The 13,146-nt window shown below is 72.8% G+C and carries 10 protein-coding genes; 5 read left to right on the plus strand and 5 right to left on the minus strand.

The window, feature by feature from the left end:
- Positions 1–190: 190 nt before the first annotated feature.
- Entirely contained in the window at positions 191–520 is a 330-nt protein-coding gene (locus tag ABKW26_RS13420) for an STAS domain-containing protein (RefSeq protein ID WP_348594272.1), read from the plus strand.
- A 31-nt stretch (positions 521–551) separates the two neighbouring features.
- Here the strand turns inward: ABKW26_RS13420 and ABKW26_RS13425 are convergent, their stop codons facing one another.
- Together ABKW26_RS13425 and ABKW26_RS13430 are read right to left on the minus strand one after the other, a co-directional pair.
- Entirely contained in the window at positions 552–2,813 is a 2,262-nt protein-coding gene (locus ABKW26_RS13425) for a SpoIIE family protein phosphatase (protein WP_348594273.1), read from the minus strand.
- Between the two features lie 45 nt (positions 2,814–2,858).
- Entirely contained in the window at positions 2,859–4,082 is a 1,224-nt protein-coding gene (locus ABKW26_RS13430; RefSeq protein WP_348594274.1) for an ROK family protein, read from the minus strand.
- A gap of 92 nt (positions 4,083–4,174) precedes the next feature.
- Between ABKW26_RS13430 and xylA the strand changes: the two genes are divergently transcribed.
- Both xylA and xylB read left to right on the plus strand, forming a co-directional pair.
- A complete protein-coding gene (gene xylA, locus ABKW26_RS13435; RefSeq protein WP_348594275.1) occupies positions 4,175–5,356 on the plus strand; it encodes a xylose isomerase in 1,182 nt (393 codons plus the stop codon).
- Positions 5,356–6,813 (plus strand): xylulokinase, encoded by a 1,458-nt coding sequence (xylB, locus tag ABKW26_RS13440; RefSeq protein WP_348594276.1) that lies wholly within the window; start codon positions 5,356–5,358, stop codon positions 6,811–6,813. Before xylA ends, xylB begins: the two co-directional genes overlap by 1 nt.
- A 141-nt stretch (positions 6,814–6,954) precedes the next feature.
- On the opposite strand, the gene ABKW26_RS13445 is transcribed toward xylB, so the two are convergent.
- Positions 6,955–7,356: a helix-turn-helix domain-containing protein gene (locus tag ABKW26_RS13445; RefSeq protein ID WP_348594278.1), complete on the minus strand. Its 402-nt coding sequence runs from the start codon at positions 7,354–7,356 to the stop codon at positions 6,955–6,957.
- A gap of 156 nt (positions 7,357–7,512) precedes the next feature.
- Between ABKW26_RS13445 and ABKW26_RS13450 the strand changes: the two genes are divergently transcribed.
- Positions 7,513–8,436 carry a zinc-binding dehydrogenase gene (locus tag ABKW26_RS13450; RefSeq protein ID WP_348594280.1) on the plus strand — a complete coding sequence of 308 codons (924 nt, stop codon included), beginning with the start codon at positions 7,513–7,515 and terminating at the stop codon, positions 8,434–8,436.
- A 79-nt stretch (positions 8,437–8,515) separates the two neighbouring features.
- Positions 8,516–9,847, plus strand: coding sequence for a GNAT family N-acetyltransferase (locus ABKW26_RS13455; protein WP_348594281.1), 1,332 nt, complete (start codon positions 8,516–8,518; stop codon positions 9,845–9,847).
- Here ABKW26_RS13455 and ABKW26_RS13460 read toward each other — a convergent pair.
- On the minus strand, positions 9,834–11,045 hold the full coding sequence (locus tag ABKW26_RS13460) for a substrate-binding domain-containing protein (protein WP_348594282.1): 1,212 nt from the start codon (positions 11,043–11,045) through the stop codon (positions 9,834–9,836). The two genes, ABKW26_RS13455 and ABKW26_RS13460, sit on opposite strands and share 14 nt — an antisense overlap.
- 13 nt (positions 11,046–11,058) lie before the next feature.
- Positions 11,059–13,041, minus strand: coding sequence for a heparinase II/III family protein (locus ABKW26_RS13465; RefSeq protein WP_348594283.1), 1,983 nt, complete (start codon positions 13,039–13,041; stop codon positions 11,059–11,061).
- Between the last annotated feature and the right edge of the window lie 105 nt (positions 13,042–13,146).

Raw genomic sequence — 13,146 nt, forward strand, 5'->3', positions numbered from 1 at the left:
CGCGTGGCAGGTCTTGAACTATGCCATCGTCGCGCAGGGCTCGCCGTGCGGCACGAGCGCGGGTGCGGGTGACTCCGCGAGGGTGGGTCGTTCCTGTGGAACGACCCACGGTGGTCTGCCATAGTTGGCTGTTGATCACGCAGCCCGTGCTGCGAGGACGTCAGACCGGGTAGACCGGGTGAAGGAGACCATGGGCAACGCTGAGGTCGGAGCTTTTGCGCTCGACGACGAGAACGAGAGCCGCTGGGTGCTCACCGGAGAGATCGACATCTCGGTGCACGAGAAGTTCCGGGAGGTCTGGCCGGTCGACCGTCGGTCGTCCGTCCCGGTCGAGGTCGACATGAGCGCGGTGACCTTCATCGACTCGAGCGGTCTGCGCATCCTCTACGACGCACGCCGGGCCACGCCCGAGGGCGAGGTGCCCACGCTGACCGACGTCCCTGAGCGGGTCCGGTGGATCATCGACGTGACAGGGCTCACCGACATGTTCCAGCTCCTCCCGGCCGCCCCGGAGGCCTGAGCCCCGGAGACCTGAGGTCAGGTCGGCCGGCTCAGTCGTCCCGGCAGAGCAGCAGCAGCGTCGCGTCGTCGACGGATCCGGGTGCGTGCGACAGCGCCATCGCGCCGTCCACCCCACGTCCCGCTGCCAGTGCGCGCTGCAGCCGGTCCACGCCCGTACCGAGCGACTCGGTCCGTCGCTCGACGAGACCGTCGGTGAAGAGGGCGATCCCGCCACCGACGGGGATGTCGAGGTACCCGGACCGCACGTCGCCGGAGAGCACGCCCAGCGGAGCGGAGCCCAGCGGCCGTGGCCACGACGACGTGTTGTCCGCCGCGAGCACGAGGGGAGCCGGGTGGCCCGCCGAGGCGTAGCGCGCCGTGCCGGCGGCGAGGTCGACGAGCGTCACGAGCACGGTCGCGTACTGGTCGGGGAGGATCCATCGGGCGATCCGGTCGAGCTCGGCCACGGCCCGCGCCGGGTCCTCGTCGCGGACGAGCACCGCACGCAGGGCGTTGCGCAGCTGACCCATCGCCGTCGCTGCCTCGTGGCCGTGCCCCGCGACGTCGCCGACGACCGCGACGAGCGCTCCGCTCGGCAGCAGGAGCGCGTCGTACCAGTCGCCTCCGACCCGCCCGCCGTCGGCCGGCTCGTAGCGGGCCTCGAGGCTCCAGCCCTGCGGGGCGGGGAGCGACGAGGGCAGCATCGAACGGTGCATCGCCTCTGCTGCGCGGTCGTCGCGACGCGCGCGCAGGTAGAGCGCCTCCACGAGGTGGCTCCGGATCGACGACGCGGCAGCGATGTCGTCGGGGCTCCACGGCTCGCTGTGCCCCCGGACGACCTCGCGCCAGAGGTCGAAGGACTTGCGCGGGCTCAGCCGCACGTCGCCGCCCTCGGTCCGGGAGAGGACCTTGTTGTGCGGGTCGCCGCCCCAGTCCACGTCGCGGCTCGTCTCGTGCCGCAGCCACAGCACCGTCTGGCCGTCCGGCAGCCGGGCGGCGAGGAGGCCAGTGGCCTCGGCGCTCCTCGGCAGCTCGGGAGCCGACTCCGTCAGCGAGTCGGTGACGACCAGCTCTGACTCCTGCGCGCACACCCAGTCGACGATCGTGCGGCAGGTCAGCCCGTCGGGCACATCGCCCGCCGTGGTGAGCGTGTCCTCCGTGAAGACGACGACCCCGTCGGCGTGGGTGAGCGAGCGGAGCGAGTCGCCGTCCGTGAGCGCCTCGCCGAGCGGACGGAGCTCGTCACGGCTCCGGGCGACGAGGTCGGCGAGGAGGTCTGAGGCGCGGCGGGACTCGGTGAGGCGGTTCTCCTCGACCTGCGCGACGAGCCGGAGCGACAGCGTCGAGCCGAGGAACTCGGCGGCCGCACGCACACCGAAGGACGGCTCGTGCGGTCCCGCATAGTGGTGGCAGGCGATGAGGCCCCACAGGCGGTCGTCGCGCATGAGCGAGATCGACATCGACGCCCGCACGCCCATGTTGCCGAGGTACTCGAGGTGCACGGGTGAGACGCTGCGCAAGGTCGCGTGCGTGAGGTCGAGCGGCGCACCGGTCGCCGGGTTGGCGGTCGGGACGATCTCCGCCGGTGTGTAGGCGACGTCCGAGATGAGGCGGATCCAGCTGCGCTCGTAGAGGGCGCGGGCCTGGGCCGGGATGTCGCTCGCGGGATAGCGGAGCCCGAGGAACGGGTTGAGGTCGTCCTGCTTCGCCTCGGCGACGACGGTGCCGTTGTAGTCCTCGTCGAACTGGTAGATCATCACGCGGTCGAAGCCCGTGAGCCGGCGGACATGGTGTGCGGCGTGCTCGAAGATCTCGTCGAGGGAGCCGGCGGTGTTGAGGTCGACGACCGCGTCGCGGACCGCCTCGTACGTGTTCGCGAAGGTGAGCGGCCGAGGACCCTCGGGCCGCTCGAGCTCGATGACGACGATCGTCTCGTCGGGCCCGCCGTCGGCAGCCGGTGGGCGGTGCATGATCGCGTCCATCTCGACCGTCCGGCCGTCCACCTCGACCTGGACGAGGAGCGGGTTGCGGCCTTGCAGGCGCAGCGCGGTCGTGAGGTGGCGGGTGACGAGCTGGGCCCCGGTCGTCCCGATCGCCGCAGCGAGCGGCCGGCCGAGCAGGGTGTCGGCGGGGCGTCCGAGCTGGTCGGCGACGTTCGTCGAGCACTGCAGGACGACGAGGTCGGTGGCCCGCACGGCGAGCAGGCAGCCGCGCGGCTGGATGCGACCGGGGATGTGGATGGGCTCACGTGCACAGTTGTCGAGGTCGACGGGCACGTCGGGCGAGAGCAACGCCTCGCGGGGGTCGGTCATCTCGTCCCGTGGGGCGTCGCGTCGGAAAGCATGCGAGAACGATACCTAGCCGGGCTGGTGAGCCGTCGCCAGCCAGGGTGTCGGGTCGCTCACGACCTCGTGGAGGCTCCGGCGGGCGCCACCGATCGTGGCGGCGCCGACGCCCACGGACGCGCGGTGCACGGCGAAGGTCGACCACGGTGCGGCGAGCACCCGCGTGGTGAGCTCGGCGAGGACGACGGGCTCGAGGAGGTCGGCGAGCGCGGAGTAGGCCCCGCCCAGGACGATGGTCGGGACGTCGATGAGGTTGACGAAGTCGGCGAGCGCCGCGCCGAGGGCGTGCCCCGCGCGGTCGAGCGCGGCGGTCGCCGCGGCGTCGTCCCGGTGAGCCGCCTCGAGGAGGTCGGCCACGGTGGAGCCGCGGGGCAGCCGTGCGGCGCGCAGGAGGGCGTCGGTACCGGCGTACTGCTCGAGGCAGCCGGTCGCGCCGCACGGGCAGGCGGGGCCGGCCGGGTCGACGACGACGTGGCCGAGCTCGCCGCTCCACCCGCGCCCGCCGAGGAACAGCTCGCGGTCGAGGACGATCGCGGCTCCGATCCCGACGTCGGCGGAGACGTAGAGGAACGAGTCGGGGGTGTCGTCGTGGGAGCGCAGGCGCGAGACCTGGGCGAGCGCGGCGAGGTTGGCCTCGTTGGCGAGGGTGATCGGTGCGCCGTCGACGTGGGCGGCGATCGCGCTCGTGTCCACGGGCGAGAGGTCGGCCCAGCCGAGGTTGGGGGCGATGCGCAGCGTCGAGGTCCGGCTCTCGACGAGCCCGGGGAGGGCGAGGCGGACGCCCGCGACGCGCGGGGTGGGGCCCTCGCGGCGGACCTGCGCGAGCAGGTCTGCCGTGAGGTCGCCGAGGAGCTGCAGCGTGCGGGCCGGGTCGCTCGCGTGGAAGTCGCCGTGGGCGGTGATGGAGGCGAGGGTGCTGCCCGTGAGGTCGAGGACGGTCCCGGCGAGGTAGTCGACGTTGACCTCGAGCCCGATCCCGACGATCGTGCGGGCGGCGGGGACGAGCGGGACGGCCGGGCGGCCGGCGCGGCGGGACACGGTGGGGGAGAGCTCGGTGACGATCTGGGACTCGATGAGGCGGTCGACCAGGGCGGACACGGTGGCGCGGGTGAGCCCGGTCGCGGCGGCGACCTCGGCGCGCGAGGGTGGGGTGTGGGCGGCGAAGATCTCCCGCGCGACGACCGCGAGGTTCTGCTCGCGCAGCGAGTGCTGCCCGACTGCCGGGATGGTGACCATGCTGTTGACCTTAGCCGCTCCCGGGGTTAAGTTCATCCATACAACTAATCGATGGCGCGCTGCGCCGACGACCGTCTCAACGAGGAGAACACGTGTCCACCACCTCCGGAATCAACTACTCCTTCGGCCTCTGGACCGTCGGGTGGAACGCGCAGGACCAGTTCGGGTCCGCGACGCGCCCCCACCTCGACCCGGCCCGCGCCGTGCGCAAGCTCGCCGAGCTCGGCGCCTGGGGCTTCACGTTCCACGACGACGACGTCGTCCCCTTCGGCTCGGACGACGCCACGCGCGACCACATCCTCGGCGAGCTGAAGACCGCCGCCGACGAGAGCAACATGACCATCGAGATGGTCACGACCAACCTCTTCAGCCACCCCGTCTTCAAGGACGGCGGCTTCACGTCGAACGACCGCTCCGTGCGCCGCTTCGCGCTGCGTAAGGTGCTCCGCAACATCGACCTCACCGCCGAGCTCGGCGCCAAGACCTTCGTCATGTGGGGCGGCCGCGAGGGCTCCGAGTACGACGGCGCCAAGGACCTGCACGCAGCGCTCGAGCGCTACCGCGAGGGTATCGACCTCGTCGCCGGCTACATCAAGGAGAAGGGCTACGACATGCGCATCGCGCTCGAGCCCAAGCCCAACGAGCCCCGCGGCGACATCTTCCTCCCGACGATCGGCCACGCGCTCGGCTTCATCGCCGAGCTCGAGCACGGCGACATCGTCGGCCTCAACCCCGAGACCGGCCACGAGCAGATGGCGGGCCTCAACTACACGCACGGGCTCGCCCAGGCGCTGTGGTCGGACAAGCTCTTCCACATCGACCTCAACGGCCAGCGCTCCATCAAGTTCGACCAGGACCTCGTGTTCGGTCACGGCGACCTGCTCTCGGCCTTCTTCACGGTCGACCTCGTCGAGAACGGCTTCCCGGGCACGCCCGACGGCCCCCGTTACACGGGCCCGCGCCACTTCGACTACAAGCCCTCGCGCACCGAGGTCGAGGCCGGCGTCTGGGACTCCGCGTCGGCCAACATGGCGATGTACGAGATGCTCGCGGCGAAGTCGAACGCGTACCGTGCCGACCCCGAGGTGCAGGAAGCCTTCAAGACGGCCGGCATCTTCGAGCTCGCGACCCCGACGCTCAACCCGGGCGAGAGCGTCGCCGACCTCCTCGCCGACCGGTCCGCGTTCGAGGACTTCGACCCCGAGGCCGCCGCACAGCGCGACTTCGGCTTCGTCCGCCTCAACCAGCTGGCCCTGCGCCACCTGATCGGCTGATGACAGCAGCCACCTCGACGACCGCCACCGGGTCCGCACGGACCCTGGTGGCGGGCGTCGACTCCTCGACCCAGTCGTGCAAAGTGGTCGTCCGCGACGCGGAGACCGGGGCGCTCGTGCGCTTCGGCTCCGCGTCCCACCCCGACGGCACCGAGGTGGACCCCGCCGCATGGTGGGACGCCTTCGGTGCCGCCGTCGCGGCCGCCGGTGGCCTCGACGACGTCTCGGCGCTGTCCGTCGGCGGGCAGCAGCACGGCATGGTCGTCCTCGACGCGCAGGGCGAGGTCATCCGTCCTGCGCTCCTGTGGAACGACACCCGCTCGTCCCAGGCCGCGCTCGACCTCACGGCCGAGCTCGGCGGACCCCAGGCGTGGGCCGACGCGATCGGCTCCGTGCCCGTCGCGTCGCTCACGGTGACCAAGCTGCGCTGGCTCGCCCAGAACGAGCCGGAGAACGCCGCCCGGATCGCCGCCGTGTGCCTGCCGCACGACTGGCTCACCTGGCAGATCTCGGGCGCCGGCGGCACGCCGGGTGCAGCGAGGGACCTCTCGGCGCTGACGACCGACCGGTCCGACGCGTCAGGCACCGGCTACTTCTCCGGTGCGACCGGCGAGTACCGGCTCGACCTGCTCGATCTCGCCCTCGGGGAGGGCGCGTCGGATCGGGTCGTGCTGCCGCGGGTCCTCGGGCCGGGGGAGAGCGTGCGGATGGACGACGGCTTCGTGCTCGGCGCCGGTGCAGGCGACAACGCCGGCGCTGCGCTCGGGCTCGGCATGGTGCCCGGGGACGTTGCGGTGTCCATCGGGACGTCCGGTGTCGTGTCGGCGATCGCCGCCGCTCCGACCGCTGACGGCTCCGGCATGGTCACGGGGTTCTCCGACGCGACCGGACAGTTCCTGCCGCTCGCGTGCACCCTCAACGCCAGCCGCGTGCTCGACGGTGCGGCCCGGATGCTCGGCGTCGACCACGCCGGGCTGTCCGAGCTCGCGCTCTCGGCCCCGGCCGGGGCCGACGGTCTCGTGCTCGTCCCCTACCTCGAGGGCGAGCGCACACCCAACCGGCCCGACGCGACCGGGACCCTCCACGGGCTCCGCCTCGCCACGACGACCCCGGCGCACCTCGCGCGCGCCGCGGTCGAGGGCATGCTCTGCGGCCTGGCCGACGGGCTCGACGCCCTGCGAGCCCAAGGGGTCGAGGTCCGGCGGCTGCTGCTCATCGGCGGCGGAGCGCGCTCCGAGGCCGTGCGCCAGATCGCCCCGCAGGTCTTCGGCCTTCCGGTCGAGGTCCCGCAACCCGGGGAGTACGTCGCCGACGGCGCTGCCCGACAAGCGGCCTGGGCGCTCTCCGGAGCGGCCGACGCCCCCGACTGGGGACCGCCGGCAGGCACGAAGGTGTTCGACGCAGCGGCCGAACCGGTCATCCGGTCCCAGTACGCGGCGGTCCGAGACCTGGTCTGAGGACGGGCCCAGCACAGCCTGGCCCGTCTGGCCGCCGCCCCGCTGGCGTCGAGCTCGGCCCTTCTGGTTCAGATCGGCACCACGGAATGCCGAACCGGACTCGGAGTGCCGAGCTCGGCGGCGGCCGGGTGGGGAGCGGCGTCAGGCGGCCGGGCGGTCGTCGTAGTGGGTGCGGGCGGCGCGGACGTCCTCGATGTTCGACTCGGACCAGGCCTTGATCGCGGCCATGACCGGGCGCAGGCTCTCGCCGAGAGGGGTGAGCGTGTAGTCCACGCGGACCGGGACGCTCGGCGTCACTGTCCGGACGACGATCCCGTCGCGCTCCATGCGCCGCAGCGTCTGCGTGAGCATCTTCTGGCTCACACCCGCCACCGTCCGGCCGATCTCGCTGAACCGGGACGCCCCGTCGGCGATCGCGTTGAGGACGAGTCCGTACCACTTCTCGCTGATCGTCATGAGGAGGTCACGGGTGGGGCAGTCGGCGAGGAACGCGTTGTACTCCTGCTGGGCGTCGAGGCGCCGCTGCTCTGCCGTCTTCGTCACGACGAGACCCCTGTCCTGGGCGCGATGAGACTCCTGGAGCACCTTCGGGAGAGTTACGCACTCTCAGGTGCCTACTTACCCGGAGAGAGTACAGCCGCCTAGCGTGCTCTGCACAGGCCCCCGCGACCGTGGGGCCACCACGCAGAGGAGACCATCATGCGCGCAGTCGTCGTCACCACCTTCGGCGGACCCGAGGCCGCACACGTCGCCGACGTGCCCGAGCCCGTCGCCGGACCCGGACAGGTCGCCGTCCGTGTCACCGCCGCCGCCGTCAACCCCGTCGACGTCGCCACACGCACCGGGTACCTCGCGAGCGTCGGGCTCCAGGCGCCGCAGGAGACCTACGCCCTCGGGTGGGACCTGGCCGGGACGGTCGTCGACGTCGCGACCGGCACCGACGGACGCCTCGAGGTCGGTGACCAGGTCATCGGGCTGACCCTCAACATGGCCGCGACCGCCGGTGCCCAGGCCGAGCTCGTCGTCCTCGATGCCGGTGCGGTCGCCGTCGCCCCCACCACGGTGGACGCGACCGCCGCCGCGACACTGCCGCTCGCCGGGTCGACAGCGCTGCAGGCGCTCGCGGCGGCCGACGGACCGCGCGGAGCGCTCCTCGTCACCGGCGCGGCCGGCGCCGTCGGGTCGGTCGCCGTCCAGGTCGCGGCGCACGACGGACGCGAGGTCGTCGCGCTCGCGCGCGCCGGCGACCGCGACGCCGTCCTCGCGTGGGGCGCGAAGCACTTCGTGGAGACCCTCGACGAGGTCGCCCGGCTGTTCCCCGGCGGGGTCGGCTCCGTCATCGACGCGGCACACCTCGGTGCGCCGGTCCTCGAGGTCCTGTCCGACGCCGGCACCTTCGTCGAGGTGATCCCGGGCACCGTCCCGCAACCCGTGCGCGGGATCACGGTCGCCTACGTCTCCGTCGCAGCGGAGGTGACGGACCTCGAGCGGCTCGTCGAGCTCACGGACGCCGGTGTGATCCGCCCGCGCGTCACCGCCGTCCACCCCTTCGAGGACGTCGCTCGCGCGCACGCCCGCTCGGAGTCGAGCGGTGTCCGGGGCAAGGTCGTCCTGACGCCGTGAGCGCTGCGCCGGTCCCCTGCCAGCGGCGCGACCGCCTCTGGGGCAGCGGGGGACCGGCATCCCCTCGTAGTCTGGACCGATGAGCACCCTCGACGACAGCTACGAGATCCGCCACTTCGCCCCCGCTCTCGACGGAGACCGGGCTGATGAGGCGACATCAGGCTGGTTGGCCTCGGTGCAGGTCGCCTTCCACGAGAAACGCTTCCAGGACCCGGGACGGGAAGCGGACGCGACACGCCACATCATCGCCGACGGCAGGGAGCTGACGGGCGTCTACCTGCGTGCCACCTCCGACCCTGCCGCGGGCCGCACGAGCGCCGACGTGCCGCAGAGCGCGCTGGGCGAGACCTACCCCGTCGGCACGTTCACCTCCTTCACCGCGTCGCTCGACGTCGGCGCAGGAGTGCTCGTCGACGCCCACCTCATCTCCGACGTCACGGTCCGCCCGAGCCACCGCCGCCGCGGCATCCTCCGCGCCATGATGGTCGACAACCTCTCCCGGGCAGCCGAGTCCGGCTTGTCGATCGCCGCGCTCACCGCCTCGGAGGCGACCATCTACCGGCGCTTCGGCTTCGGGGCAGCGACCCACGTGCGCGGCGTCCGGGTCCAGTCCGAGCGGCCCGTCCACCTCCTGAGCACTCCGGCAGGCAGCGTCGAGCTCGCCGACCCGGCGCAGCTCGAGCCCGTCGCGCGGCGGGTGTTCGAGCGTTTCCACACCTCGACCCCCGGATCCATCGACCGCCACTCCGGGGAGTGGACCCGCCTGCTCACCGGCGCCTCGGAGGACATGCAGCCCAACCTCGGGGTGCGGGCCGCGATCCACACCAGCCCCGACGGCGAGATCGACGGCTACGTCACCTACCTCGTCGAGGAGCGTGGCGACATCTACTCGCTGAAGATCGTCGACCTCGTCGCCGTGACGCCCGACGCGTACCTCGGCCTCTGGGAGCTGCTCCTGTCGATCGACCTCGCGAGCGAGATCACCTGGCGGACGGCTCCGCTCGACGACCCCCTGCACCACGCGCTCGCGGACAGCCGGCTGCGGAGGATCACGGAGGAGGCCGACCTCGTGTGGCTCCGCATCCTCGACCCGGTCGCGGCTCTCGAAGCCCGGCCGTACTCGGTCGAGGACACGCTCACCCTGCGGGTCACGGACAGCCTCCACCTCGCTGACGGGGTGTTCCGTGTCGAGACGCGCGCCGGATCGGCGACGGTCACGCGCGAGCCCGACGACGCGCACGCCGACATCGAGCTCGACGTCGCGGTGCTCGGATCCCTCTACCTCGGTGGCACCGACCCGGTGACGCTCGGCGCCGCCGGACTCCTCCAGGAGCGCACGGACCGCGCCCTCCTGCGGTTGCGGTCGCTCTTCATGCAGGACCGCCAGGTCTACGGCATCACGCGGTTCTAGTCGGCGGCCCCGAGGACTCCCGGAGGCGCAGGCTCGGGCTGATGACGACGCGGTGCGTCGGTCGGCCCGGGTCGCGCAGCCGGTCGGCCAGGAGGGAGATCGCGGCGCGCCCCACGGACGTGCGGGGTGGGCGCACCGCGGTGAGCGCCGGGGAGAAGAGGCCGGCGATCTCGTCGTCGTACGCGACGACCGAGAGGTCGCCCGGGACCGACAGGCCGCGCTCTTCACAGCGCTGGACGAGGGCCATGGCCTCCGGGTCGGAGTGGATGAGCAGGGCGGTCGTCCCCGAGGACAGGCAGTCGTCGAGGATCGCGTCGATGCGGCTGTCCCACTCGTCCGACTCGTACGCCTCGTCGACGACACCTTCGGTCGTCAGGCCGTCTGCGGACGTGGCCTGGAGGTAGCCCGCCCGCAGGTGCTTCGCGGTGGGGCTCTGCGTGCTCAGCACGAGGCCGATGCGCCGGTGGCCGAGGTCGGCCAGGTGCCGGACGGCGACAGCCGCACCGAGGGCGTGGTCCGTGACCACCGACTCCATGGCCTCGTGGTACGGCGCGACGGTCGCGGTGCGCTCGACGAGGACCACGGGCTGCTCGATCGACGCGAGCCACGCGACGAGCTCCGCCGAGCGTGGCGAGCTCATGTTCGGAGCGACGAGGAAGCCGTCGACCCCGCTCGTCTCGAGGAGCCGCTCGAGCTGGGGACGGTCGTCGACGCTCTCGTACGACGACCCGCGCAGGACGATCCGCATCCCGCGGTCGCGAGCCTCCTGCTCGGCACCTCGGACGACTCCCGGCCAGTAGTAGTCGAGCGACGGGACGAGCATCCCGATCGAGTGCGTGGGCCGGGAAGCACCCGCGCTGGTGCTGGGGACGACGGTCTCGATCGGCGTCTCCTCGACCGGGAAGGGCAGGTCGAGGTCGTCGTCGGTGGTGCCCGAGCCGCCCGAGCCGGCCGAGCCGGCCGGGGTCGTCGTGAGCGGCTCGACGAGCGTCGCGCCGCCGTGGACGCGCCGGACGAGCCCCTCCTCAGCCAGCTGCGCGATGTCCCGACGGACGGTCACGGCCGTGACGCCCAGGGCGTCGACGAGCTCGGAGACCCGGACGGTGCCGTGCTCCTGGAGGGCGTCGAGCACCTGTGCGCGGCGGGTCACGGGCAGGGCGCCGCGAGCGCCGGGCGTCACTGTCGTCCCCTCCGGCATGACCGCACCCCCCTCACCGTCGCACCTGGATCTGCACGAGCATCGTCCCTGTCGTCGCCTGGCCGGTGTCGTCGATCTCGAGCGTCAGCCGGGTGAGCCGTGCACCCCACACGTCGGCGAGCATCGGGTCGTCCAGCGGGCGTACCTCGAGCGTCGGGCGCGCGGTGGCCGGGCTCCACGTCAGGAGCGTAGCGTCCCCGCCGTCGGTCGGCCGGATCTCGACCACTCCCGGGGAGTGCACCCGCACGTCGCCCGCGAGGAGGTAGCGCAGCCGCAACGGCTGCGGGCTCGACGGCTGGGTGCTCGAGACCTGCGGGCCCGCCGGGTCGGACGTCGGGTCCGCCGTGAGGTCCCAGTCGTCCTCGATCTCGACGGTCTCGGTGCCCCGGTCGAGGGTCGCGGTGCGCGTCCAGCGCCGGACGTCGTCGCGCGGGTACGCCGCTGCGAGGTCCATCGTCATGCGGGTCCGAGCGTCGTCGGCCGAGGTGACGACGTCCCGGGCCGCGAAGGACTCCCCCTCGGACTGGCCTGTCCCACGGATCTCGGGGACGGAGTGCCAGGCGCTCTGCATGGGCCACAGGGCGTAGCGGTCGGGGCCGAAGGTCTGCGCGGTGTACGTGGGTCGTCCGGCGTCGACGAGGACGGGGACGCCGCCGACGGCGACGACGACGCTGCCGACGTCGTCGTGGTTGTGGTTCTCGCCGTTGTGCCCGCCCTTCGCGGCGAGCGTCAGGCCGCGGGGTGTGCCTGCGGTCGCGCGGGCGAGGAGCACCTGGGTCGAGGGCAACCAGACGTCGCGGACGAGCGGTGGCTGCTCGGGTCGCGCGTCGAGCCACACCGGGTCGGTGAGCGCGCGCACGAGCCGACCGAGGCCGTCCGCCTCGTTCGCGACGGGGGCCCCGGGCTCGCGGTAGGAGGCTGCGTGGCGGCGGGCGTCGTCGTCCCCGGCCCGCAGGGCCCAGCGGTGCAGGGCGTGCCACGGCTGGTCCCGCGGCGGCCGCGCCTGACCGTCGGCCACGTTGAGGTACCAGTCGCCGCCGAGGTGCATGCGGTGCGGGAACGCGACCGTCTCCCGCAGGGCGGGGACGCCGGAGGCGTCGAGCGCGCCTCCGGTCGCGTGCTCGAGCAGCTCGAGCGCCTCGAGCGTGCGGCACGCCCCGTTCCACCAGTAGGAGTAGCCCTCGTCGACCGCGCCGTCCTCCGGCAGGACGGCGACGTAGCGGTCGATCCCCTCGATCGCGAGGGAGACGATCTCGCTGCGCGCGACCGGGTCGTCGACGAGACGCAGCGCCGCAGCGAGCACGTTGCCGTGGATCCACGGGTTCCAGTTGTGGGCGTCGCCGTCGAGCCCGAGCCAGTGCCAGTCGCGGCGGCGGACGAAGGGGGCGAGGACCCGGGTGTGCACCTCGTGGCGGATGCGGGCCCGGACGCCAGGGAGGCGGGCGTCGAGGAGATCGCCGAGGAGGTGGTCGGCCCACGCGAGCTGGCCGGCGACCTCGCCCGCGCCGAGGTCGAGGTACGGATCGGTGACGGTGGGTACGACCGCGCCGTGGGCGGCGAACGTGTCGTCGTGCGCGGGCCAGCACCAGGTGCTCTGCTCGCAGAGCGCGACGATCCCGTCTGCAGCCTCGTCGAGCCGCTCGGGCGAGAGCGTGACCGCGGCGGCGACGACGGCCCGCGTGACCCGGTGCTGACGGGCGAAGACCGCTCCCTGGTACTCCTCGCGGTCGCCGTCGCGGAAGTAGCGCGCGTACTGCCGGGCCGTCGGGTGGGGCCACGGGGTGCCTGCCTCGGCGTCGGCGCGGGCAAGTATCGCGGCGAGCGTGGTCGTGTCGGCCTCCGGGCTGTCGAGGTCCCAGGACGCCCGGGCGCTCGCGGTCGGCGCGGGCAGCGCGCGGGTCGGGTCGACGAGCGAGTCGCGCAGCGCCAGGGCGCCGGCGGCGTCGTCCCAGGCTGCAGCGAGGGGGCCACGGAAGGGCGGTGGGGTCTGGGACATGTCTCCTCATCGAGATCCGTCGGCAGCGACGGTCGTCCCCGACCGTCATGATCGTTTGTGATCGTATCAGGAATCAATCGGGTCTTGACATGATCGACTTTCATC

This window comes from Sanguibacter sp. 25GB23B1 (genome assembly GCF_040012415.1).
Lineage (GTDB): Bacteria > Actinomycetota > Actinomycetes > Actinomycetales > Cellulomonadaceae > Sanguibacter.

What these genes read in the sequence shown, in the direction of transcription:
- ABKW26_RS13465 (WP_348594283.1), bottom strand. Translation starts at nt 13,041, where the DNA reads ATGTCCCAGACCCCACCGCCCTTCCGTGGCCCCCTCGCTGCAGCCTGG.
- ABKW26_RS13425 (WP_348594273.1), bottom strand. Translation starts at nt 2,813, where the DNA reads ATGACCGACCCCCGCGAGGCGTTGCTCTCGCCCGACGTGCCCGTCGAC.
- ABKW26_RS13450 (WP_348594280.1), top strand. Translation starts at nt 7,513, where the DNA reads ATGCGCGCAGTCGTCGTCACCACCTTCGGCGGACCCGAGGCCGCACAC.
- ABKW26_RS13430 (WP_348594274.1), bottom strand. Translation starts at nt 4,082, where the DNA reads ATGGTCACCATCCCGGCAGTCGGGCAGCACTCGCTGCGCGAGCAGAAC.
- ABKW26_RS13420 (WP_348594272.1), top strand. Translation starts at nt 191, where the DNA reads ATGGGCAACGCTGAGGTCGGAGCTTTTGCGCTCGACGACGAGAACGAG.
- ABKW26_RS13460 (WP_348594282.1), bottom strand. Translation starts at nt 11,045, where the DNA reads ATGCCGGAGGGGACGACAGTGACGCCCGGCGCTCGCGGCGCCCTGCCC.
- xylB (WP_348594276.1), top strand. Translation starts at nt 5,356, where the DNA reads ATGACAGCAGCCACCTCGACGACCGCCACCGGGTCCGCACGGACCCTG.
- ABKW26_RS13455 (WP_348594281.1), top strand. Translation starts at nt 8,516, where the DNA reads ATGAGCACCCTCGACGACAGCTACGAGATCCGCCACTTCGCCCCCGCT.